The sequence below is a fragment of the Bradyrhizobium sp. 160 genome, assembly GCF_023073735.1.
In the GTDB taxonomy this organism is placed as follows: Bacteria; Pseudomonadota; Alphaproteobacteria; order Rhizobiales; family Xanthobacteraceae; genus Bradyrhizobium.
The window spans coordinates 577,076-599,368 of record NZ_JADPKD010000067.1 but is presented as its reverse complement, the minus strand read 5'-3'; the positions used below and the strand labels follow the sequence as shown (position 1 = coordinate 599,368).

Below are 22,293 nucleotides of genomic sequence, written 5' to 3'. Positions count from 1 at the left end.
CGCTTCTTCGTCCCGACCTACGGCCCCTCATGACGTCGCGCGCAGCGTCCGTCAAGGATGGCCGTCGCTCGCTCGAACCTCACGTGGTCTGTTGCCAGGCCACGCCTTGACGGACGCGAGCACGGCATCATCATGGCAGGCGCAGACCATCCGGGCGGAGCAAAAAACTGCCGCCACTTAATGGTTGCTACGAGACTGAAGTCATTCCGGGGCTCGCGAAGCGAGAACTACGGTGCGCAATTGCGCACCTGAGAATCTCGAGATTCCGGGTTCGGCGCTGACGCGCCGCCTCGGAATGACAATAAAGACTCAGTCGAACAGGCTCGACACCGACTCTTCGGCGGCCGTGCGCGCGATCGCGTCGGAGATCAGGCTGGCGATCGGCAGCGTGCGGATGTTCGGCGCCTTGGTCACCGCCTCGGTCGGCAGGATCGAGTCGGTGATCACCAACTCCTTCAGCCTGGAGCCGGAGATGCGGGCGGCCGCGCCGCCGGAGAGCACGCCGTGGGTGATGTAGGCGTAGACGTCCTTGGCGCCCTTGGCGATCAGCGCGTCGGCCGCATTCACCAGCGTGCCGCCGGAATCGACGATGTCGTCGACCAAGATACAGGTGTGGCCGGCGACGTCGCCGATCACGTTCATGACCTCGGACTCGCCCGGACGCTCGCGGCGCTTGTCGACGATCGCGAGCGGGGTGTTGATGCGCTTGGCGAGGCCGCGCGCGCGGGCCACGCCGCCGACGTCGGGCGAGATCACCATCACCTTGGAGAGATCGAACTTCTCCTTGATGTCGCGCACCATCAGCGGCGCCGCGTAAAGGTTGTCTGTCGGGATGTCGAAGAAGCCCTGAATCTGGCCGGCATGCAGGTCGAGCGTCATGACGCGGTCGACGCCCGCCTGCGTAATCAGATTGGCCACGAGCTTGGCCGAGATCGGCGTGCGCGAACCCGATTTGCGGTCCTGCCGGGCGTAGCCGAAATAGGGCAGCACCGCGGTGATGCGGCGCGCCGAGGAGCGGCGCAGCGCGTCGGTGATGATCAGGAGCTCCATCAGATGGTCGTTCGCTGGGAACGAGGTCGACTGGATGACGAAGGCATCCGAGCCGCGGACGTTCTCCTGGATCTCGACGAAGATCTCCATGTCGGCGAAGCGCCGCACCACCGCCTTGGTCAGCGGCAGGTCGAGGCCCTGCGCAATGGCCTGCGCCAGAGCCGGATTGGAGTTGCCGGCGACGAGCTTGATGGAGCCGTTTTTGGCCGACATGGACGCTTCCTCCCGCGCTTTGCTGGATACGACCTTCAACATCCTACGAATACCCATTGGAAGCACGGTTACGACGGGCGAGGAAATATCAGGCCGGGGGCTCGAATGGCAACCCGGGACGCTACGTTTTCCCGTCGAAAATCCTGAGTCGGGCCAACGGTTTGGCCGTAACTTGGGCCCGTGGTTTAGCGGGGGTTATGGCTCGGCATAGCCGAGCGCCGTGGCCGCCATGTCCGGCGCGGGCGCGACCGGAATGATGGTCGCCACGGCCGGTCCCCGCAGGCCTGGAGCTGCGCTTGGGGCGTCCTGCGTCCCGTTGATCATGTTGGATAGTCCGCTGAATCCGGCCTGGGCGATCTTTCGCAGCACCAGGTCGTCGGCAGCGCCCCAGGGGTCGCGACCGGCCTTGGCGGACGTGGGTTCCTCGCCGGAGAGGCGCAGCGCCCGCTGCTGGTTGGCGTCGTAGACGTCCCAGACCCATGCAATCATGGTCTTGCCGCGCACGATTTGAGCCGAGAGATAGCTGCGCACGCGATAGGCCGCCGTGCCCTCGCGGGATACGACGGACAGGCTGCGCAGCTTGGATTCGCTGTCGAGCACACCGACCATGCGGTCGAACACCTGCGGCGGCGGCCCGTCGATCGATTCGAAGGCGACCGTTGCGCCGGAGCCACCGTTCGGCGCCATCGCATAGGAATTGCTCGGCGCGTTCCCGCCGGCGCAGCCGGCAAGCATGGTCGCAACCGCCAGCAGCATGACCGCCAGCACGCGCGAGCCCGCGCGACGCAGAAAAGATGACGCTTCCCTCATTATGGAGGGCAGCGATATCGTTAAAATCGATTAAGGTCTAGGGCAGGCTACCCACAAACAGCGCCGTCATTCCCGGGATAACAGCGTGTTGCTCTTGTGTTCACGCTTCGAGCGCGATGGCGTGAATGTGGCGGCCGTAGTCCGGCTCCTTGCGATGCACCGAGCGGCGGTAGCTGAAGAAGCGCTCATCGGCATAGGTGTCGAGACCGAGATCGTCGACCATCAGGATGCCGGCGGCTTCCAGCCGCGTCCGGATGAAGCCGGCGAGATCGAACATCGCGTGGCCCTCGCGTGCCGACGGGATGAAGAACATCGCATTGTCCGCATCCGCCTCGATAAAACGCGCCACGAACTCGTTGCCGACTTCGTAGCTCTCCTGCCGGATCAAGGGGCCGATCGCCGCGATGATGCCGTCGCGCGTGGCGCCGAGTTTCTCCATCGCCGAGATCGTTGCTTCCAGCACGCCTGATAGCGCGCCCTTCCAGCCGGCATGCGCACCGCCGATCACGCGCGCATTGGGGTCGACGAATAGCACCGGCCCGCAATCGGCGGTGGAGATGCCGAGCGCAATCCCGGGTGTCTTGGTGACAAGCGCATCGCCCTTCGGCCGCGGCCCGTTTGGCCACGCGCGATCTACGACGAGCACATCGGGCGAATGGATCTGGTGCAGGCTGAGAAAACGTTCCGGTGCGACGCCGACATGCTCGGCCATGCGACGGCGGTTTTCGGCGACGTGGGCCTGATCGTCGTTGGAGCCGAGCCCGCCGTTCAGCGCGGAATAGATGCCGCTGGAGACGCCGCCCTCGCGGGTGAAGAAGGCATGACGCAGGCCGGGCACGGCTGACAGCAGCGACGAGGCGAGCGTCATGAGGCTTCTCCGGCGCGTTCGAGATCGCTGAGACCGGCAAGACCGGTCAAACCTGGCTCGGAGATGCCGAGCACCTTGAACATCGAGCCCATGCCGCCGCGCCCCGTATCGGTCAGGCGCTTGAGCGCCACCGAAATGTCGGTTGCGACGTCGGGCGTAGCCTTCTGCATCAGCGCCGCCGCGCGGGTCTCAATGCCGATGCGCTTGAGGAAGTCGCCCTGCGTCACCGGCCCGTGCACGCGGGCCCCGACATCCTCGGCCGCACGCGCCAGCGCCTGGAAGTCGACGTGGGCGGTGACGTCGGCTTGGCCCGGGGCCTTCAAGGGATCGGTGAAGCTGTGGCGCGCGATCGCCTGAAACGTATCGCCGGCATCGCTGCGCAAATGGCCGTAGTCGATGATCAGCGCCGCGCCGTCCTGGTCGCGCACGCGCGTGGCGAGCTTCATGATCTCGCTGTCGGGCCGCCATTCGAACACGGCGCCGACCGGCGCGGCGCGCACCAAGGGCGGCAGCAGCACGTTGAAGCGCGGCGTCGGCTCGGGCGCGGCGCCGAACTGAAGTTTTCCATTGGGATCGATCTCGATCACGCGCTCGTGCCAGCCGTTCTCGTAGCGGACCATCTGATGGATCGGCAGCACGTCGAAATATTCGTTGGCGAGGATGATGCTGGGGCCTTCCGGCACCTCGTCGATGCTGTCGTGCCAGGCGATGTTGCGCACGTTCGCCAGCGTCGCACTCTGCCGCTCGCGCAGCACCGGATTGACCTCGATCATGTGGATGTGGAGCGCCTGGTAGAGCGGCGGTAGCACGCGCAATGCGCGCAGCGCGTCCGCCATCATGGTGCCGCGGCCGGGGCCGAGCTCGATCAGCCGCAAAAATTGCGGCGAGCCCATCTGCTTCCACACCGAGGCGGCCCACAGTCCCAAGAGCTCGCCGAACATCTGGCTGACCTCGGGGGCGGTGGTGAAATCGCCCTCACGCCCGAGCGGATCGCGCGAGACGTAATAGCCGTAGCGCGGATGCATCAGGCACAATTCCATGTAGCGCCAGACCGGCATCGGGCCTGAGGATTTGATCAGCGCCTTGATCTCGTTGAGTAGCGGCGAGTCGGTCACGATCCATGTTCTCGGAATGAATTAACGAATGGCCTCGATGGGCTTCGGCGCGCCGCGCCTGACTGCCCATACAATAAGTATGGTGCCGACGATAAGCATCGGGATCGACAACAGCATGCCCATGGTTAACCCGCCCCAGAGGAAGCCGAGCTGGGCGTCCGGCTCGCGAAAATGTTCGCCGGCGATCCGGGTCAGACCATAGATCAGGATAAAGGCGCCGAGGATCATGCCGGGCCGCTTCAGGGCACCGAAGCGGATCATGATCGCGAGCACCGCGAACAACAGGATGCCTTCCATGCCGGCCTCGTAGAGCTGGCTCGGATGGCGCGGCAGCTGTGTGGGATCGTTGGGGAAGATCATCGCCCAAGGCAGGCTCGCATCCGTAGCGCGGCCCCACAATTCGCCATTGATGAAATTGGCGATGCGTCCGAGCAGCAGCCCGACCGGGGCGACCGCGGTGGTGATGTCGCCGAGCGACAGGATCGAGATGCCGTTGCGATAAGCAAACAACATGACCGCGACGACGCAGCCGAGGAAGCCGCCATGGAAGGACATGCCGCCCTCCCACAATTTGAAGATCGCGGCGGGATGGTCGATGAAGAAGGGCAGATTATAGAACAGCACGTAGCCGGTGCGGCCGCCCAGGATGATGCCGAGCGTGACCCAGAGGATGAAATCGTCGATCTGGAGTAGCGAGATCGGTGCGGGTCCGCCCCACAGACGCTGGTTTTTGAGGAGCGACCTCGCATAGAGCCAGCCGAACACGATGCCGCAGATATAGGCCAGCGCATACCAGCGGATCGCGAACGGACCGATCTCGAGGGCGATCGGCTTGAAGGCGGGAAAGTCGATGAGCAGAAAGGGCATCGCGCCTTCTATGGCTGAACGAGATTGCGGCGATCGAGCGCCAGCAGACGCCCAGTGATTCTTGTTATGCAGGGACGTTGAATACGATTGCAAGGAAACCGGGGCATGACAAGGATGCCCCCGCTCGGCCCTTGAACCGGCCCCATCGGATTGCCATTGTGTTTCGCAGAGTTCGCGCCAAGTTCATCGGAGGCAGCCATGACCCAGACCAGCAACCGGTTTTTCGACGAGATCGGCCGCCTGATGAATGACGCTGCCGGTGCCGCCCAGGGCGTCAAGCGCGAGTTCGACACGGTGGTGCGCACCCAGGCGGAAAAATTCCTGCGCGACATGGATCTGGTCAAGCGCGAGGAGTTCGAGGCGGTCAAGGAGATGGCCCGCCTCGCCCGCGAGGAGAACGAAGCGCTGAAGGCTAGGATCGCGGCGCTGGAGGCCAAGTTCGGCGGAACGCCGACGTAAGGCACGCGCTCTTACCCTCCCCTCCAGGGAGGATGGCACCCCATTCTCCTTGTCATTTCCGCATCTTCCGGGTAAAAGCCCGCCACGTCTGCAGCCCCCGCACCCCTGGAGGCTTGCTGCGGATGCTGCCATGGGCCGCGCTGCGGCCCATTAACTTTTGCAAAAACAAGGACTTAATGACATGGCGACGACCGTCAAGGAATTGAAGGCGACCGCACGTCCGAAGAGCGGCAAGGGGGCCGCCCGGGCTGAGCGTCGCGCCGGCAGAGTGCCCGGAGTGATCTACGGCAACAACCAGCCCCCGGTGACGATCTCGATCGAAGATCGCGAATTGCGTCAGCGCATCCTCGCGGGCCGGTTCCTGACCACGCTGGTCGACATCGACCTCGAGGGCAAGAAGCACCGCGTGATTCCGCGCGACTATCACCTCGACCCGGTCAAGGACTTCCCGGTCCATGTCGATTTCATGCGGCTGGGCGAAGGCGCCACCATCCGCATCAGCGTTCCGCTGCACGTGGTGAAGGCAGAAGGCTCGCCCGGCGTGAAGCGCGGCGGCACCGTCAACATCGTCGCCCATGCGATCGAGCTCGAATGCGGTGTCGAGAGCATCCCGCAATATATCGAGGCTGACGTCGGTTCGCTTGAAATCGGTCACTCGCTGCATCTGTCGGACGTCAAGCTGCCGGCCGGCGTGAAGGCGCTGACCCGCGAGGACGCGACCCTCGTCACCATCGTGCCGCCGTCGGGCTACGCCGAAGAGCAGAAGGCGGCAGCTGCGGCTGCGGCGGGTGGTGCGGCTCCGGCCGCGGGTGCTGCTGCTCCGGCGGCGGCTGCGCCGGCTGCGGGTGCTCCTGCTCCGGCAGCGGCTGCCAAGGCTCCGGCCGGCGGCGACAAGAAGAAGTAATCTCTCAAAGCTGGCGCGCGGTCTTTGATCGCGCGCCGAGCGAGGGGCGCGCCGCGTCATGCGACTCTTTGTTGGGCTCGGCAATCCCGGCGCGAAATACGCACGTAACCGGCACAATATCGGCTTCATGGCCGTGGACGAGATCGCGCGGCGTCATGGCTTTGCGCCATGGCGCCGCCGCTTTCAGGGCGAGACCTCGGAAGGCACGCTCGGACCAGAGCGCGTGATCCTGCTCAAGCCCACGACCTACATGAACGATTCCGGCCGCAGCGTGCAGGAGGCGGCAGGCTTCTTCAAGATCGCGCTGCGCGACGTCACCGTGTTCCATGACGAGCTCGAATTGCCGCCGGGCAAGGTGCGGGTGAAGATCGGGGGCGGCATTGCCGGGCACAACGGCCTGCGTTCGATCTCGGCGCATATCGGCAACGAGTATCGCAGGGTGCGGCTCGGCATCGGACATCCCGGCGTCAAGGAGCTGGTGCACGGCCACGTGCTGTCGGACTTCGCCAAGAGCGACAACGAATGGGTGGCGACGCTCTGCGAAGCAGTCGCCGAGCACGCCCCGCTGCTTGCCGAGGGCACCGACGCGACCTTCGCCAACAGGGTGCACCTTGCCATGCAGGCAAAGGGATTTTTGACCAAGGACGACAACGGCAAGGAATAACGCTCGTGGGATTCAAATGCGGGATCGTCGGATTGCCGAATGTCGGCAAGTCGACCTTGTTCAATGCGCTGACCGAGACGGCCGCGGCGCAGGCCGCGAACTATCCGTTCTGCACCATCGAGCCGAATGTCGGCGAGGTTGCCGTGCCCGATCCGCGGCTTGAGAAGCTCGCCGCCATCGCCAAATCGGGTCAGATCATTCCGACCCGGCTGACCTTCGTCGACATCGCGGGCCTCGTGCGAGGCGCGTCTAAGGGCGAGGGCCTCGGCAACCAGTTCCTCGCCAACATCCGCGAGGTCGACGCCATCGCGCATGTGGTGCGCTGCTTTGAGGATTCCGACATCACCCACGTCGAGGGCAAGATCGCCCCGCTCGCCGACATCGAGACCATCGAGACCGAGCTGATGCTCGCCGACCTCGACAGCCTGGAGAAGCGTGTCGACAACCTCTCCAAGAAAGCCAAGGGCAACGACAAGGACGCCAAGGAGCAGCTCGACCTCGTCAACCGCACCCTGGTGCTGCTGCGCGACGGCAAGCCCGCCCGCCTCGTCGAGCGCAAGGCCGAGGAGGAGCGCGCCTTCTCCATGCTGGGGCTGCTCTCATCAAAGCCGGTGCTCTACGTCTGCAACGTCGAGGAAGGCTCGGCCGCAACGGGCAATTCGTTCTCCAAGGCAGTCGAGGAGCAGGCCGCCAAGGAGGGCGCCGTCGCCGTCGTCATTTCCGCCAAGATCGAGTCGGAGATCGCGACCATCTCGCGGGACGAACGCGCCGACTTCCTGGAGACGTTGGGTCTCGAAGAAGCCGGTCTCGACCGCCTGATCCGCGCCGGCTACCGGCTTCTCGACCTCATCACCTATTTCACCGTGGGGCCGAAGGAAGCGCGCGCCTGGACCATCCATCGCGGCACCAAGGCGCCGGCGGCGGCCGGCGTGATCCACACCGATTTCGAAAAGGGTTTCATTCGCGCCGAGACCATCGCGTATGAGGATTACGTCGCCCTCGGCGGCGAAGCCGGCGCGCGCGATGCCGGCAAGCTTCGGCTCGAAGGCAAGGAATACGTCGTCGCCGACGGCGACGTGATGCATTTCAGGTTTAATACGTAGGGCTTCGACGGTCTCGTAGGGCGGGCAAAGGCGCGACGCGCCGTGCTCACCATCTATCCAAGATCGCGATGGAAGTGGTGGGCACGCTTCGCTTTGCCCACCCTACGGCATCTTGCGCACGCCTCACCGCATCCCGCCGCCCTGGTCCCTGATCGCGCCGAGATGCTCGTTGATGCGGAAGACGATCAGGATCAGCTCGGCGAGGATGCGCGAGAACACCACGCCGACGACGACGCTCGCGATCGAGGACAGCAGCACCAGGAAGCCGCCGAACGGACTGATCGCCATCGCAGCCAAACCGGAGAAGACGCCGGAGAGGCCGAACAGGCAGATCAGCGCGATTACCAGCCAGTAGAAGGTCTTGATGATCGTCGGTGTGATGAAGCGGTCCCACTGAAACAGGTCGCTGAATGAAAACATCGCTCTCCCCAGGGCAACGCGGCTTTTGCTAGATCCGGCCTTGCTAAATGATCCTGACTTTCGGCTGATCCGACTCACGACCAACCCCGCTGCATCGAATGTAGCACGAGCCATGCGGGCCCGCGGGTTGAGATTGCCGCAAAGTGCGGCCACAATCTGTCATTTCCGCGAACCAGTCCCAAGATGACCCTGACCTTCGAAGATTTCCCGCCCGGGCGGTTCGGAACGTTCGGCCCGCGCCATGTCACTCGCGACGAGATTTTGGCCTTTGCTGCCGAGTTCGATCCGCAGCCGATGCACCTCGATGAGGAGGCCGCGGCGAGAAGCATGCTGCGCGGCCTGTCCGGTTCGGGCTGGCATCTCTGTTCGCTGATGATGCGGATGATGGCCGATGGTTTTATTACGCGCGCGGCTTCGCTCGGCTCGCCCGGCGTCGACGAGGTGCGCTGGTTGTCTCCGCTCCGACCTGGCGACGACCTCATGCTCGACGTCGACGTCGTGGAGGCGCGCACCTCGAAAACTCGCCCGGAGCTCGGCATCGTCAAGTTCAAATGCACCGTGCGCAACGCGGCGGGGCAGGCGCTCGCCGAGATGACCTCGCCGATCCTGATCAAGCGGCGCGAGGGGACGGCGTGATGCGATTCTTCGAGGACATCGAGATCGGCCAGCGCCGCGAGATCGGCACCTATACGTTCACGGCGGAGTCCATCAAGAGCTTCGCCGCCAAGTTCGACCCGCAGCGCTTCCACCTCGACGAGGAGGAAGGCAAGAACTCGCTGTTCGGCGGGCTCGCCGCCTCCGGCTGGCATGTCGGCTCGGCCTGCATGAGCCTGCTGGTCGCCGACGGCCAGCGCTTGGCGCGGGAAGCCGCCTCGCGCGGCGAAGAAGTTGCGGTGTGGGGTCCGTCGCCGGGCTTTCGCGACCTGCGCTGGATCAGGCCGGTGCTTGCCGGCGACACGGTCGCCTACGTCACCGTCGTCATCGACAAGCGCACCTCCGCCTCGCGTCCCGGCTGGGGCATTCTGACGGCCCGCACCACCGGCACCAACCAGCGCGGCCAGGAGGTCTATTCCATCACCGCCTCGGCCTTTGTGCCGATGCGCGCGAACCGTGGCTAGATCTGTTCCAGGATGAACGGTCCAATTGAGTGCGCGAGTGTTGCCCGCGCGCTATGGACGCGATTCGGAGTGGCTGTCATAAGCCTCCGCAACATGGTTACCGTGAAGCAGTTTGGCGGAACCAGTGAGTTGCTAACTAATTATGAACCTGTCGCTGTCTATTTGAAACGAATGGGCAGAGGACAGGGGACGAGGACCATGGCAGATCGCGGCGCACTCAAGTTTGTCGGATTCATCTTCGCGACCGCGACGCTGGCCGTGATGCTGGTCGCCGGCATGGTGGTGAAGGGCTATGCCGATGGCGCCTACACCCTGGAAGCCTCGACCGTGGAAGCCGCTCGGTAAGAGTTCGTTAATTGTCGGGGCCGCCTCCGGCCCCGCGTCAGCGGCTGTAGACGAACGCCAGCACCGCGACCGCAACCACCAGCAATCCGACGAAACGCAGCATGATCGTGCCGAGCTGATTCGGTGCGGGCCGCAGCGATATAGGGTCCGTGTTATCGGGCCGAATGCTTTCCATGACATGTCCCCCCGCTAGGCCGTAAGACGGCCATCGACGCTTGGCATTGGTCGCTGGGGAAGGATCGAGGGTTCAAACACCTACGCTGTCACGCCCGTGCTGCCACATCCTCCCTGTCGTGCCCCGCGAAGGCGGGGCATCCAGTACGCCGCGGCCCCTACGTATCCTGGCACTGTCTCGGAGTACTGGATCGCCTGCCTTCGCGGGCGATGACACCTATCGTGTGGGCGCGTGTGCGCACCTATCACATGCCCCATGAACCAAAACCGCCGCGCTCCCTTCCGGGAACGCGGCGGCCGGTGAGGCCTAAGGCTAACTGGTCAGCTGTTGCGCAGGCCGTCGGCGGCGCGCTTCCACTGCGCGACGTTGTCGGCGATCATGCGGGTCGACTTCATCGCGGCCTGGCTGAGCTGGGCGTAGCCGGAGATCTCGCGCTGGACGCGTTGGCCTTCGGCATGGAGCAGGTCGCGCAGGCTCTCGAGCTCGGAGATCAGGTTCTCGATCTCGGCCAGCGAGGTGCCGGCGACGCGCTGGATCAGCGAGTTGACGTTGTTGACGGTGGCTTCGGCGCTCGGGTCGAGCGGCGGCGCGTCGGTGGTCGTCGATGCCGGACGGCGCAGATAGGCGATGTCGTTGCGGACGAAATCGCGGATGCCGGCCTCGACCTCGGTCACGGCGGCGAGGTTGGTGTCGACCGTCTCGGTCTCGGTGGTTTCGGTCTTTTCCGGACGCATGGCGTTCATCGTTATTCCCCTGTTCGCGTTGAGCGCGGCGCGAGTGTCCCCCGCACGACGACGTCTATTTTGGCGACTAGGGCGTCCGATTTTGACCGCATATTGGCCGAGATGCGGCAAGGGCGGACCATTCGGGGGTTTTGCCGTGGCGTATGGTTACGAGAGTGTGAATAGGGAACCGCGACGGCAGACCATCCCCTCATGGTGAGGAGCGCGCCCTTCGCGCGCGTCTCGAATCATGCAGGCCCCGCTGTAGCAGCGAGGCCTCGATCCTTCGAGACGCGCTCCTTCGGAGCGCCCTCAGGATGAGGGGGAGAGTGGAGGCTCGCCCTACCAGCTCTTCTTGAAACCGGCCGTCAGGCTCTTGTTGATCGCGCCTTGCGAGGTCTCGCCGACCGAGCCGGAGACGGTGACGTTGTCGAACAGCTTTTGCTCGGCGCCGAACTTGCGCAGCCATTTGTCGTCGGTGGTCGACAGCGTCTGGCCGGCGGTAATGCTGGTGCCCGTGTCGGTGAGGGTGATCTTCGCGGTCTGATCGGTCTCGTAATTTCGCGTAACGTGGCCGCCGATGCCGGGGACGGCGGTTGTGCCCTGCTGGTTGACGCTGTAGCCGTTCTGGAGCGTCAGCGAGGTGTCGCCCGACAGCGGCATCGACTTGGTCAACGAGGCCCCGATCTTGCTGTGTTCGCTGCCGGGATCGACCCGGGCTTCCACCGCGGTCTTGTCCCAGATCGAGGCCGCGCCCGGCGCTGTCGCCGCCGCCCAGGCGCTGCCGGAGGATTGCGGCAGGCTGCCGCCATTGGTGGCCTTCTGCGCCAGCAGCTCGGACATCGTCCGCGGCTCGCTCGTCAGCGTCATGTCGGCGCCGATCCGCGTGTCCCAGAACGAGAACACCGATTGCTTCACCGTTACCGCCGAGGAGCCGTTTGCATTGGGGTTCGACGACCAGGCCAGGCCGTCCTTGGCCGCGGCCTGGGCGCGCTTCTTGGCGGCCATGGAGTCAATGCCAGTGCCGGCATCGACCGCGAGCTGGCTCCAGTCGAGCTTGTCGACGTCGATGCCTTTGAGCACGTCGGGGTCATCGATGTCGGGGGCCCGCGCCGCCTCGGTCTCGGCCTCATCGTCAGGCGCGATCGTCGCGGATGGAATGGTCTGTGCCGAGACCGTCAGCGCCGAGCCCAGAATGAATGCGGCCGCCAGCAACGGCAGCCTAGTCCGGCCAAACCCTATCGAGAATTCCATCGCCCTGCCCGCGAACCCCAGCGCACGCTTTCCAATAACATATATCGGCCTTCGGCCGTGCGCCATTCCGCGCGACAGATGGTGATCCATCGTCGCGAAATTGTGGCGGCTCGCCTCGAATAACGAACCAACGGGCCGCGCGAAAGGCGCGCGCCCGACGACGAACTCACGACGGCATCCGGCGGGGCTGGAGGCCAGGGCGTCATGTGAGCGTCGTCATCGGTCCCGAGCAGCGGGACCCGTTGGCGTCCCCCTCAGCCGGCGCGGCTCATCTTCGGCAGATGAATGGCGCGGCCGAGTGCCTGCTCGACCAGGTCGAACGTGTCGATCAGCACCCGCATGCTGGTGAGCTTTCCCGCCCTGAACTGGGCGAACTGCGCGACGCGCAAGCTGATCGGCTTGTTGGAATCGAGCGCCGTCAGCGAATAGCGCAGCATCGAGGCGGCTGAATCAACGCCGAGCATGATGCTCTCGCGGTCGAAGCGGCGAACGTGGAAATTGTCGGCGAGCTGGCGGATGACGTCGAGCACGGCGTCCTTGCCCTGGCGCGCGCCAAGGAACGGAAACATGTCGATCGGGCCGTACAGGGCCCACTCGACGTCCTCGTCGATCAGGGTCTCGATATCCCTGAACTGCCGGTCGTTGATCGCGCGGTGCAACGCGCGCGAGAAACGCCAGAGGCTGTGCTCTGTCATTTGGGCTGTCCTGAAGCTGGCTTGCAAAAAACGGAAAACAACCCCATGCACAGTAAGGTGCCGGGGCTCAGCTCGTTCGTATACAAATAAACTACGGGATTTCGGCCAAAACGCAATTCACGTTTTCGCAATGCACCATTGAACGCGACTTGTGAGATTTGCAATAGAGTTCCGCAATTTCCCGGTGCTTGCCGGTGAGGTTCCTGGGATCGCGGACGCCCGCTTGAGCGGACAATAGCGGGGGAAGGGCCGCGTGACCCGTCTCACATCACCCCTCCACCATCGCGCCTAACGTCATCCCATATCATCAGGGAGACGTGTCATGGCCGCCATCGCCACCGCCAGAAAGTCCCGCCTGCACAACGCGATCGAAGGGCTCGCGCTGACCGCGACGCTCCAGAGCTTCCCGACCTTCGCCGCCGCCGCTTTCCTGCTCAAACTCGTCGGCGACCACGATCTCGTCGGCGACCCCGGCGTCGCCATCTTCGTCGCTGTCGCCTCGCTCGTCCACGCGCTGCTCGCAGTGACCTTCGGCCCGAGCTTCCCCGCCTTCTTCAAAACCGTCTACGAGCCGAAATTCTTCGAGGCCCATCTGTCGCTTGCCGGCAAGATCACGGCCTGGCGCACCCAGCCCGTGGCCTCGCTCCAGCTCGTGACCATTGTGCTGCTGCTGTCGGTAATGGCGGTGGTGACGTCGAGCGTCGGGTGAGGAGCGGGCTATCGCTCCCGTCATTCCGGAGCCCGCAAACCGGGCGAGGCCGGAATCCATTGCGATCAGCGGCGCGGATGCGCCGCCTACCTCTTCTTCCACCCGCCCCGTCGTCCGGGCATCCCGCCCGTCGATTTTGGCGCCGGCCCGAACTCCGGTCCCGACTGCCGCGAGTCAGTCGGCTGGATGATCCGGCTGGTGCTGCCGAACGGCTTTGACGGCAGGCTCGGGCTTTCGCGATAGGGCAGCGATTCCGGGCCGTGCATCTCGTCGAGATGCGGCTTGTGCACGCGGGAGCCTTTGCCGCTGCCGGCCTTGAGCGCCGTTGCGGCGCTCTTGTTCTTCATGGCACTGACCGGCAAGTTCGCAGCATCGCCGTACTTCTTCGTGCCCGCATAAGCGCCGGCCTTGCCCTGCACGGTGCGCTGCTTGGCGGTAGGGTCGTCGACCACGGCGAGCTCGGTGGCGCGCAGGCGCTTGACTTCGTCGCGCAGACGCGCGGCTTCCTCGAAGTTCAAATCGGCGGCGGCCTCGCGCATCCTTGTTTCGAGATCGGCGAGCACGGCTTCGAAGTTGTGGCCGATCGAGATGACGTCATCGGTCATGTCGTGGCCGCCGACCTCGACCAGCACGTGGTCGCGCTCGTAGACGGAGTTGAGGATGTCGCCGATCTGCTTCTTCACGCTCTCCGGCGTGATGCCGTTGGCAGTGTTGTACTCGACCTGTTTTTCGCGGCGGCGGTTGGTCTCGGCGATGGCGCGCTCCATCGAACCGGTCATCTGGTCGGCGTAGAGGATCACCTTGCCGTCGACATTGCGCGCGGCGCGGCCGATGGTCTGGATCAGCGAGGTCTCGCTGCGCAGAAAGCCTTCCTTGTCGGCGTCGAGAATCGCAACCAGCGCGCATTCGGGGATGTCGAGACCTTCGCGCAAGAGGTTGATGCCGACCAGCGCGTCGAACGCACCGAGGCGGAGATCCCGGATGATCTCGATGCGCTCGATGGTGTCGATGTCGGAATGCATGTAGCGGACTCGGATGCCCTGCTCGTGCAGATATTCGGTGAGGTCCTCCGCCATGCGTTTGGTCAGCACGGTGATCAGCGAGCGATAGCCGGCCTGCGCAGTGGCTCGGACCTCGCCGACGAGATCGTCCACTTGCGTGCGGGCGGGGCGGATGTCGACGGGAGGATCGATCAGGCCCGTGGGGCGGATCACCTGCTCGACGAACACGCCGCCGCTCTCGTTCAGCTCCCAGCCGCCCGGCGTCGCCGACACCGCGATGGTCTGCGGCCGCATCATGTCCCACTCCTCGAAGCGCAAGGGGCGGTTGTCCATGCAGGAGGGCAGGCGGAAGCCGTATTCGGCCAGCGTCGCCTTGCGGCGGAAGTCGCCGCGGAACATGGCGCCGATCTGCGGGATGGTGACGTGGCTCTCGTCGGCGAAGATCAGCGCGTTGTCGGGCACGTATTCGAACAGCGTCGGCGGCGGCTCGCCGGGGCGGCGCCCCGTGAGATAGCGCGAATAGTTCTCGATGCCCGCGCAGCTTCCGGTCGCCTCCATCATCTCGAGGTCGAAGGTGGTGCGCTGCTCCAGCCGCTGCGCTTCGAGCAGGCGGCCCTGATCGTGCAGCTGGTCGAGCCGCTGCTTCAATTCTGATTTGATCGACTTGATCGCCTGCACCAGCGTCGGCCGCGGCGTCACATAGTGCGAGTTGGCGTACATCTTGATGAACTCGAGCTCGTCCTGCTTGTGGCCGGTGAGCGGATCGAACTCCTCGATGGTCTCGATGGTGTCGCCGAACAGGTTCACGCGCCAGGCGCGGTCCTCGTAGTGCGCGGGGAAGATGTCGATGACGTCGCCGCGGACACGGAAGGTGCCGCGGGTGAAATCGGCCTGGGTGCGCTTGTACTGGAGCGCGACGAGGTCGGCGATGAGCTGGCGCTGGTCGATGCGCTCGCCCTTCTTCAGCGCGAATGTCATCGCGGTGTAGGTCTCGACCGAGCCGATACCGTAGATGCAGGACACCGAGGCGACGATGATGACGTCGTCGCGTTCGAGCAGCGCGCGCGTCGCCGAGTGGCGCATGCGGTCGATCTGCTCGTTGATCGAGGAATCCTTCTCGATATAGGTGTCGGTGCGCGGGACGTAGGCTTCCGGCTGGTAATAGTCGTAGTAGCTGACGAAGTACTCGACCGCGTTGTCAGGGAAGAAATTCTTGAACTCGCCATAGAGCTGGGCGGCGAGGGTCTTGTTCGGGGCCAGGATCAGGGCGGGGCGCTGCGTCGCCTCGATCACCTTGGCCATGGTGTAGGTCTTGCCCGAGCCGGTGACGCCCAGCAGCACCTGCGAACGGTCGTTGCGATTGATGCCCTCGACCAACTCGGCAATCGCGGTCGGCTGGTCGCCCTTGGGCTCATAGGCCGATTTGATCTCGAAGCGCACGCCGCCTTCGGACTTTTCCGGGCGCGGCGGCCGGTGCGGCGTCCAAACCCGCATCGAGCCGTCATCCTTGCGGAATTCCGGACGGCCCTCGCGGATCAGCGACTCCAGCGCATCCGCGGTGGCCTTGACACCCAGCGCCTCCATTTTGGAGCGCGGCGGCCGCGCCAGCGCCTCGGCATCGTCCTCTTCTGTTGGCAGCCCGAGTTGCCGCGCCAGTTCCGGATCGAGTGTCGGGATCGTGGCCGAGGTTCCGTAATTGGCCTGCGGCGCCTCGTCGAATCCTTCGGTGGGTGCGCGCGCTCCAGCTGGCTGCGGATTGGGACGCAGCGGCATCGGCTTTGTAATATCCTTGGCCGTATCCTGCGGAAACTCCTTCGGCGTCGAGGCGCGCGCGCGATGCGCGGCGGCCTCGCCCCCGGCGCGGCGATCGCGCGAATTGTCCGGCGGCGGCTGGAGCCCGGTGCCCGATCCTAGGCCCGCATCGCCGCGATTGATTGCAGGATTGAGCAACTCGGCCAGTGCCGGCCCGATCGGCTGCACATCGGGGCGATGCGCCTTCGAGTTCGGAGCCTTGGTCTTCGGGGATTTGCCGGATTTTTCGGAGGATGCAGGTTTCTTCGCCATGGGGCGAATATGGGACGAGTCCGCCTCTCAGGAAAGGGCGAATGCCCGCCGCTATGCAGCCTGCTGACAGCAGGTTGGCAGCAGGCCTGGCGTCACCCCGCCGGCAGCGGCCCCTCGTCATCCTCAGCCGCGATATTCGGCTCGAGGACGTCCAGATGGATGCCGCCGCAATCGGTGCAGCGCATGGTCCAGTACTCGCATCCCGCGCGACCGCCGATCACACGGAGCACCATGAGATCGCCGTCGCATTCCGGGCAGTTGGACAGCACGGCGCGCGCATAGATCCGCGGCCGCACTGAGCCGATTTCGGTGATAGACATGACCGGTTCCCCCTTGCGGCGCCCCGCCGCTGGTCCGTCCGCGGACGCTATTCGTCGTCGCTGCCGGCCCGCCGGCGGAAGCGATCGATGTGTTGCTTGGCATCGGCAATCGCGGCGTCGCGGTCGGGCCAGGCGAAGCCGACTTCCATGGCGGGAAACAGCACGCCGTCGATTGCAAGCGGGCTGAAATCGGCGCGCCGGATGCGGGCGTGCCACAGTCCTTTTCCAGCTTCGAAGGATTCGATGTCAAAGCCGTCGTAGAGGGTCGTCATTCTTGTCGGTCCCACGTTTCTTGTCAGAGGGTCAGGGGACCACATTTGCGAATCTCGGGATGTGAAGCCGTTCACAAGCTGCGAGGCTTTTTTGCCGAGCGCGTCAGTTCCGCGCCGCAGCACGGCCGATTCGCCGCGCCGGACGCGTTGCCGGTTCCGACGCCGCGCGCATGATCCAGCGGCGAAACGCAGCGAAGTCGCGTTGCTCGGTCTGGAAGCTGCGATAGAGCAGGTACCAGCGCATGCCTTTGGGCACCGAGAGGTCGAATGGCGCCACCAGTCGTCCGGCCGCGAGATCGTCGTCGATATAGGGTCGAATGCCCATGGCGACGCCGAGTCCGTCCGCGGCGGCCTGCAGCGCCTGACCGTAGAACTGGAACTCGGGCCCGCGCGCGTTGATGCGCGCCAGGTTCGCGGCCTTGAGCCAGAGCGGCCAGTCCTGCGGCGAATGCGCGACGCGGATCAGGCTCGGTCCCCTGAGATCGGCCGGCCGCTTCAGGCCGCTCGCAAGGCGCGGCACGCAGACCGGCGTGAGGTCACCCGCGAACAGCGGCTCGGCGACGAGGCCGGGCCAGTCGCCGGTGCCGAGCTTGATGCCGCAGCTCCAGTCCTCGCCGAACGGCACCGAGGCACCGCCGGTGGTGAAGCGCACCTCGATGTCGGGCTCCTCGCTGCGAAACTCCGACAGGCGCGGGATCAGCCAGCGCATCGCAAAAGTGTGGCCGACGCCGATGGTGAGCACGCGCATGCTGGAGGGCGCCGTCACCTGCGCGGTGAGGCTCGCCAGCGCATCGAAGATCGGCGTCAGCCCGCTTTGATAGGCGCGGCCGGCCTGCGTCAGCACGAGCTTGTTGGCCTTGCGCTCGAACAGCGCGAGGCCGAGGCGCTCCTCCAGCAGATGCACCATGCGGCTGACGGCGGCCGCCGACACGTTCAGCTCGAGCCCGGCCGCGGCAAAGCTGCCGGTCCGCGCCGCCGCCTCGAATGCCTTGATGCCGTTAAGAAACAGCAGCCGCCGCAAATGCCCGACCCTCAGGAAAGCTGATGCCAGGCCAAGATAACTCAGTTTGCGCGTGGCGAGCAAGCGAGGCACAAGAACGAGTGTAATTCTAGGTTGATTCCGGCAGCGCAGCGCTCTTCGCTTCTCCCTGCAAGCGGGGCGAGGCAGCGCAAGCAGCTTGCGTGCCTTGCCTATGTTGAGGAGAATCCTTTCGTGACGCCCATCGTGATCGCTGCCCTTGGCATGCTGATGGTCGCCACCGCGTTCCTGTCCGGGCTGTTCGGCATGGCGGGCGGGCTGATCCTGATCGGCGTGTTGCTGGCATTGATGCCGCTGCCGGCGGCCATGGTGCTGCATGCGATCACGCAGATGGCCTCGAACGGCTGGCGTGCGTTTTTGTGGCGCGCGCATATCCGCTGGCGGCCGGTCGCGAACTATCTCGCCGGCTGCGCGGTCGCGCTCGCGGCCTGGTCCCTCACGCGCTACGTTCCGGACAAGGCGGTCGCGCTGCTGCTGCTCGGCATCACGCCGTTCATGGCGCGGCTGCTGCCGTCAAACATCAAGCCCAACCCCGACAGCGTCTGGCAGGGCTCGGTCTACGGCTCGATCTGCATGGGCTTGATGCTGATGACCGGCGTCTCCGGCCCGCTGCTCGACACCTTCTTCCTCGGCGGCGATTTCGGCCGGCGCGAGAAGGTGGCGACCAAGGCGATGTGCCAGCTGGTCAGCCATTTCACCAAGCTGGTCTATTTCGGCGGCATCATCGACCAGGCGGCGAGCCTCGATCCCGTCCTCGCCGGCGTCGCGATCGCAGCTTCGATGCTCGGCACCACACTGGCGCGCCGCATCCTCGAAGCCATGACCGACCAGCAATTCGTGGCCTGGTCGAACAAGCTGATCACCACCATCGCCTGCTACTACATCGCCTATGGCGGCTGGCTCCTGCTGCGTACGGAGGTCGCGGTCGCCTTCGATAAGGGAGGTTTGCAATGAGCGAGACCGCCGATCCGCTGGTGCTGGATTTCGTCGAATGGGTCGCACGCGAGCCGCGCGCCTATGCCGAGGTGATCGCGACCTGGAAGACCTCGTGCCCGCGCCTCACCATCTGGGAAGACGCCACTGAGCGCGGCTATGTCGCGCGGAAGACGGTGCCCGGAATCGGGCTGATCATCGCAGTGACGGAAGGCGGCGAGAAGCTGCTGCGGATGAACCGGCGGTGATGCGCACCTCCGTCTCGACATCGCCATTGCGAGCGTCAGCGAAGCAAATCCAGAATGGGAGACCCTCACCCTGAGGAGCGTGCATCTTGCGCGCGTCTCGAAAGAGCGAGGCCGAGATCGGGCCTTCATCCTTCGAGACGCGCGTTCCGCGCTCCTTAGGATGAGGATCTGGCAGGGAGTTGCTTTGCATGTCACTCAAACTCTACGAACTCGTCGGCATCGACGCAGCGCGCCCGTTCAGCCCGTATTGCTGGCGCACGCGGATGGCGCTCGCGCATAAGGGGCTGATGGCGGAATCGCTGCCCTGGCGCTTCACCGAGAAGAGCGCGCTTGCGCCGCATGGCTCCGAGAAAGTTCCGGTGCTGCTGCATCACGGCAAGCCCGTGGTCGATTCCTGGACCATCGCGAATTATCTCGAAGACAATTTTCCGGATCGTGCATCGTTGTTCGGCGGCGAGGGCGGTCGCGCCATGGCGCGCATGATCAATGCCTTCGGCGATATCGCCATCGTCGGCGGCATCTTTCCGTTGATCGTCGCCGACATCCCGAAGAACCTCGCCGAGGTCGACGCCGCCTATTTCCGCCAGTCGCGCGAGGCGCGCTTCGGCGGCAAGTCACTGGAACAGGTCATGGCCAGCCGCGACACCGGCGTTGTCGCGTTCCGCAAGTCGCTGGAGGTGATGCGGCAGACATTGAAGAAGCAGCCCTATCTCGGCGGCGCCGCGCCCAACTACGCCGACTATATCGTGTTCGGCGGTTTTCAATGGGCGCGGGTGGTGAGCCCGTTCAAGCTGCTGGAAGCCAATGATCCGGTTTATGCGTGGCGGGAAAAATTGCTCGACGCGTTCGACGGCATGGCGCGCAAGTCGCCCGGATTCGCGGTGTAGGGTAGGCTCGCTCCCATCGTCGTCCTAGCGAAGCCAGGGCCCATCCCGCGTGATCTATCAATCGTGGGCAGTGCGAGTACCGAACGAGGAATCTTCGTCACATGCTCGCCAGGGTAATGGGTCCTCCTGGCTCACGACACGGAAAGCGTGGTCGGCTCTCGTGCCTAACGAGCAGCACTCGCCCCCGCCGCCTGCCGCAAACACGACCGGCACAAACAATCCTCGCCGTCGACTGCCATTGGCAGTCTTGCCGTCTCCTCCGCGCACCAGCAGCTGCCCGAGAGCTCGCAGCCGAACTCGGCGCCGCAGCGGGAGCAGGCGAGGCGGCGGGGTTCCGGCAACGCAGATTCTTGCTGATTTGTCATGATTTACGTCGAAGCTAGGCCGTCATTTTCATGTCGGGTTCATTGGCCGCCGCGGTATATTATGCCTTGCGCACGGACTCGGAAAGCGGCTCCAGGCGCGCGAAGGACAGACCGATGGCCCGTGATTCGCAAGCCGCCCTCGTTGCGCTCAACCGCTTCGGCTTCGGCGCCCGCGGCGGCGCGTCCGGCGATCTCATCAATGCCGCCTCCGACCCGCGCGGTTTCGTCAAGGCAGAGCTTGCGCGTCCCAATGGCGTGCTGCTGGAAGCGCCGGGTCTGCAATCGACGCCGCAGCTCGGGCAGGCGGTGTTCGCCTATCAGGACGAGGTCAAGCAGGCGCGCGACGCCGCCAAGGCCACGGCGGCCGCTGAAATGCCGACACAAGCGCCTGCCGATCAGAAGCCCGCCCTGCGCCGCAATCTCTCGCTGAACGCAGCCGCGAGCGAGGTCGCCGGCCAGATGGCGGATGCGAGACCAGCGGACAATGCGGCGAAGCCGGAGGCCATGCAGCCCAGCCCCGGCGCGCCGCCCGCCGCAAAGCCCGCGCCGCAGCCGCTCAATGTCATCCAGAAGACATTTCGCACCGAGGCGCTGGCGCGGTTGCAGCGGGCCACCCTCGTCGAGTGCGGCTTCACCGAGCGCCTCGTCGTGTTCTGGTCCAACCATTTCTGCATCTCCGCGAGCAAGGGCGAGCTGGCGCGCATCTGGGCCGGCGCGTTCGAGCGCGAGGCGATCAGGCCCCGCGTACTCGGGCGCTTCGCCGACATGCTCAAGGCGATCGAGCAGCATCCGGCGATGCTATTCTTTCTCGACAACCAGCAATCGCTCGGACCGGATTCGCGTGCGGGGCAAAACCGCAAGCGCGGGCTGAACGAGAATCTGGCGCGCGAAATCATGGAGCTGCATACGCTCGGCGTCGACGGCGGCTACACGCAGCACGATGTCACCTCGCTCGCGCGCATCATCACCGGCTGGACCTTTGCCGGCCGCCAGGGGCAGCTGGGGGCGCCCGGCTCCTTCGTGTTCAACGTCAATGCGCATCAGCCGGGGCCGCAGATCCTGCTCGGCAAGACCTACGGCCAGGCGGGCCTCGCGCAAGGCGAGGCCGCGCTCGCCGACCTCGCGCGCCATCCCTCGACCGCGAATTTCATCGCCGCCAAGTTCGTCCGCCACTTCGTTGCCGATGATCCGCCGCCATCTCTCGTTGCGCGGTTGCGCGACATCTTCCTCAGGACCGATGGCGACCTCAAGGCGCTTGCCATGGCGTTGGTCGATTCCGACGAGGCGTGGACAGCGCCGCTGACCAAGATGCGCTCGCCTTACGATTTCCTGGTCGCGAGCGGGCGGCTGCTCGCGCGCGTGCCGGAGGATCCGAGCCGTTATCTCAATGGCCTCAACCTGCTCGGGCAGCCGCTATGGTCGCCGGCCGGGCCCAACGGCTTTCCCGACACCAATGCAGCCTGGGCCGCACCCGAGGGCATGAAGCTCAGGCTCGATATCGCGGCGCAAATTGGCTCGCGGCTCGGCAATAACATCGATCCGCTCGACCTGCTGGAATTCGCCGCGGCCGATGCGGCCTCCATCGAGACGCGGCGAACCATCGAGCGCGCGGAGTCGCGGCAGCAGGCGCTGGCGCTGCTGCTGATGTCGCCGGAAATGCAGCGGAGATGATG

The 22,293-nt window shown here is 65.1% G+C and carries 27 protein-coding genes; 12 read left to right on the top strand and 15 right to left on the bottom strand.

Going from position 1 to position 22,293, the window contains the following annotated elements; all coding sequences use genetic code 11:
* Positions 1–309: 309 nt before the first annotated feature.
* The 5 genes from IVA98_RS30390 to lgt all read right to left on the bottom strand — a co-directional run bounded on the left by IVA98_RS30390 (position 310) and on the right by lgt (position 4,923).
* A complete protein-coding gene (locus IVA98_RS30390) occupies positions 310–1,263 on the bottom strand; it encodes a ribose-phosphate pyrophosphokinase (protein ID WP_247308325.1) in 954 nt (317 codons plus the stop codon).
* 195 nt (positions 1,264–1,458) lie between these two features.
* Positions 1,459–2,073 carry a hypothetical protein gene (locus IVA98_RS30385; RefSeq protein WP_247308322.1) on the bottom strand — a complete coding sequence of 205 codons (615 nt, stop codon included), beginning with the start codon at positions 2,071–2,073 and terminating at the stop codon, positions 1,459–1,461.
* Positions 2,074–2,173: 100 nt separating this feature from the next.
* Positions 2,174–2,941, bottom strand: coding sequence for a peptidoglycan editing factor PgeF (gene pgeF, locus IVA98_RS30380; RefSeq protein WP_247308319.1), 768 nt, complete (start codon positions 2,939–2,941; stop codon positions 2,174–2,176).
* On the bottom strand, positions 2,938–4,056 hold the full coding sequence (locus IVA98_RS30375; RefSeq protein ID WP_247308316.1) for a class I SAM-dependent methyltransferase: 1,119 nt from the start codon (positions 4,054–4,056) through the stop codon (positions 2,938–2,940). The genes pgeF and IVA98_RS30375 overlap by 4 nt, the downstream gene beginning before the upstream one ends.
* A gap of 21 nt (positions 4,057–4,077) precedes the next feature.
* Positions 4,078–4,923 carry a prolipoprotein diacylglyceryl transferase gene (gene lgt, locus IVA98_RS30370; protein ID WP_247308313.1) on the bottom strand — a complete coding sequence of 282 codons (846 nt, stop codon included), beginning with the start codon at positions 4,921–4,923 and terminating at the stop codon, positions 4,078–4,080.
* Between the two features lie 198 nt (positions 4,924–5,121).
* Here lgt and IVA98_RS30365 point away from each other — a divergent pair, with 198 nt between their 5' ends.
* The 4 genes from IVA98_RS30365 to ychF all read left to right on the top strand — a co-directional run bounded on the left by IVA98_RS30365 (position 5,122) and on the right by ychF (position 8,053).
* Positions 5,122–5,382, top strand: a complete 261-nt coding sequence (locus IVA98_RS30365; protein WP_247308310.1) for an accessory factor UbiK family protein — start codon at positions 5,122–5,124, stop codon at positions 5,380–5,382.
* A 181-nt stretch (positions 5,383–5,563) separates the two neighbouring features.
* Entirely contained in the window at positions 5,564–6,286 is a 723-nt protein-coding gene (locus IVA98_RS30360; RefSeq protein WP_247308307.1) for a 50S ribosomal protein L25/general stress protein Ctc, read from the top strand.
* A gap of 58 nt (positions 6,287–6,344) precedes the next feature.
* Positions 6,345–6,950: an aminoacyl-tRNA hydrolase gene (gene pth, locus IVA98_RS30355; protein ID WP_247308304.1), complete on the top strand. Its 606-nt coding sequence runs from the start codon at positions 6,345–6,347 to the stop codon at positions 6,948–6,950.
* 5 nt (positions 6,951–6,955) lie between these two features.
* Complete coding sequence (ychF, locus tag IVA98_RS30350) at positions 6,956–8,053, top strand: redox-regulated ATPase YchF (protein ID WP_247308301.1); 1,098 nt, start codon at positions 6,956–6,958, stop codon at positions 8,051–8,053.
* Positions 8,054–8,176: 123 nt separating this feature from the next.
* Here ychF and IVA98_RS30345 read toward each other — a convergent pair whose 3' ends face one another.
* Positions 8,177–8,473, bottom strand: coding sequence for a DUF4282 domain-containing protein (locus IVA98_RS30345; protein ID WP_247308298.1), 297 nt, complete (start codon positions 8,471–8,473; stop codon positions 8,177–8,179).
* A 183-nt stretch (positions 8,474–8,656) separates the two neighbouring features.
* Here IVA98_RS30345 and IVA98_RS30340 point away from each other — a divergent pair, with 183 nt between their 5' ends.
* From IVA98_RS30340 to IVA98_RS30330, 3 genes are all read left to right on the top strand, one after another.
* On the top strand, positions 8,657–9,109 hold the full coding sequence (locus IVA98_RS30340; protein ID WP_247308294.1) for a MaoC family dehydratase: 453 nt from the start codon (positions 8,657–8,659) through the stop codon (positions 9,107–9,109).
* Positions 9,109–9,591: a MaoC family dehydratase gene (locus IVA98_RS30335; RefSeq protein WP_247308292.1), complete on the top strand. Its 483-nt coding sequence runs from the start codon at positions 9,109–9,111 to the stop codon at positions 9,589–9,591. Before IVA98_RS30340 ends, IVA98_RS30335 begins: the two co-directional genes overlap by 1 nt.
* A gap of 198 nt (positions 9,592–9,789) precedes the next feature.
* Complete coding sequence (locus IVA98_RS30330; protein WP_027545961.1) at positions 9,790–9,936, top strand: hypothetical protein; 147 nt, start codon at positions 9,790–9,792, stop codon at positions 9,934–9,936.
* 37 nt (positions 9,937–9,973) lie between these two features.
* Here IVA98_RS30330 and IVA98_RS30325 read toward each other — a convergent pair whose 3' ends face one another.
* The 4 genes from IVA98_RS30325 to IVA98_RS30310 form a co-directional block, all read right to left on the bottom strand.
* Complete coding sequence (locus IVA98_RS30325; RefSeq protein WP_247277533.1) at positions 9,974–10,111, bottom strand: hypothetical protein; 138 nt, start codon at positions 10,109–10,111, stop codon at positions 9,974–9,976.
* A 320-nt stretch (positions 10,112–10,431) separates the two neighbouring features.
* The gene (locus tag IVA98_RS30320) at positions 10,432–10,854 is read right to left on the bottom strand and encodes a hypothetical protein (RefSeq protein WP_247277532.1); all 423 of its coding nucleotides are present in this window, start codon (positions 10,852–10,854) and stop codon (positions 10,432–10,434) included.
* Positions 10,855–11,175: 321 nt separating this feature from the next.
* Complete coding sequence (locus tag IVA98_RS30315; protein WP_247356085.1) at positions 11,176–12,087, bottom strand: hypothetical protein; 912 nt, start codon at positions 12,085–12,087, stop codon at positions 11,176–11,178.
* A 254-nt stretch (positions 12,088–12,341) separates the two neighbouring features.
* Complete coding sequence (locus IVA98_RS30310; RefSeq protein WP_247308284.1) at positions 12,342–12,782, bottom strand: nuclear transport factor 2 family protein; 441 nt, start codon at positions 12,780–12,782, stop codon at positions 12,342–12,344.
* A 322-nt stretch (positions 12,783–13,104) separates the two neighbouring features.
* Here IVA98_RS30310 and IVA98_RS30305 point away from each other — a divergent pair, with 322 nt between their 5' ends.
* Positions 13,105–13,491, top strand: a complete 387-nt coding sequence (locus IVA98_RS30305; protein ID WP_247308281.1) for a hypothetical protein — start codon at positions 13,105–13,107, stop codon at positions 13,489–13,491.
* An 86-nt stretch (positions 13,492–13,577) separates the two neighbouring features.
* Here IVA98_RS30305 and uvrB read toward each other — a convergent pair whose 3' ends face one another.
* The 4 genes from uvrB to IVA98_RS30285 all read right to left on the bottom strand — a co-directional run bounded on the left by uvrB (position 13,578) and on the right by IVA98_RS30285 (position 18,169).
* Positions 13,578–16,556 carry an excinuclease ABC subunit UvrB gene (gene uvrB / locus IVA98_RS30300; RefSeq protein ID WP_247334606.1) on the bottom strand — a complete coding sequence of 993 codons (2,979 nt, stop codon included), beginning with the start codon at positions 16,554–16,556 and terminating at the stop codon, positions 13,578–13,580.
* A gap of 92 nt (positions 16,557–16,648) precedes the next feature.
* Complete coding sequence (locus IVA98_RS30295) at positions 16,649–16,876, bottom strand: hypothetical protein (RefSeq protein WP_247356084.1); 228 nt, start codon at positions 16,874–16,876, stop codon at positions 16,649–16,651.
* A gap of 47 nt (positions 16,877–16,923) precedes the next feature.
* Complete coding sequence (locus IVA98_RS30290; protein WP_247308260.1) at positions 16,924–17,148, bottom strand: hypothetical protein; 225 nt, start codon at positions 17,146–17,148, stop codon at positions 16,924–16,926.
* Between the two features lie 103 nt (positions 17,149–17,251).
* The gene (locus tag IVA98_RS30285) at positions 17,252–18,169 is read right to left on the bottom strand and encodes a LysR substrate-binding domain-containing protein (RefSeq protein ID WP_247308258.1); all 918 of its coding nucleotides are present in this window, start codon (positions 18,167–18,169) and stop codon (positions 17,252–17,254) included.
* Between the two features lie 192 nt (positions 18,170–18,361).
* Between IVA98_RS30285 and IVA98_RS30280 the strand changes: the two genes are divergently transcribed.
* From IVA98_RS30280 to IVA98_RS30270, 3 genes are all read left to right on the top strand, one after another.
* A complete protein-coding gene (locus IVA98_RS30280; protein WP_247308255.1) occupies positions 18,362–19,141 on the top strand; it encodes a TSUP family transporter in 780 nt (259 codons plus the stop codon).
* On the top strand, positions 19,138–19,368 hold the full coding sequence (locus tag IVA98_RS30275; protein ID WP_247308251.1) for a hypothetical protein: 231 nt from the start codon (positions 19,138–19,140) through the stop codon (positions 19,366–19,368). Before IVA98_RS30280 ends, IVA98_RS30275 begins: the two co-directional genes overlap by 4 nt.
* 188 nt (positions 19,369–19,556) lie before the next feature.
* Positions 19,557–20,255 carry a glutathione S-transferase family protein gene (locus IVA98_RS30270; RefSeq protein WP_247308248.1) on the top strand — a complete coding sequence of 233 codons (699 nt, stop codon included), beginning with the start codon at positions 19,557–19,559 and terminating at the stop codon, positions 20,253–20,255.
* A 164-nt stretch (positions 20,256–20,419) separates the two neighbouring features.
* Here IVA98_RS30270 and IVA98_RS30265 read toward each other — a convergent pair whose 3' ends face one another.
* Positions 20,420–20,620 (bottom strand): cysteine-rich CWC family protein, encoded by a 201-nt coding sequence (locus tag IVA98_RS30265; RefSeq protein ID WP_247356083.1) that lies wholly within the window; start codon positions 20,618–20,620, stop codon positions 20,420–20,422.
* Between the two features lie 114 nt (positions 20,621–20,734).
* On the opposite strand from IVA98_RS30265, the gene IVA98_RS30260 reads away from it, so the two are divergent.
* Positions 20,735–22,291: a DUF1800 domain-containing protein gene (locus IVA98_RS30260; protein WP_247356082.1), complete on the top strand. Its 1,557-nt coding sequence runs from the start codon at positions 20,735–20,737 to the stop codon at positions 22,289–22,291.
* The last annotated feature ends 2 nt before the right edge of the window (positions 22,292–22,293 follow it).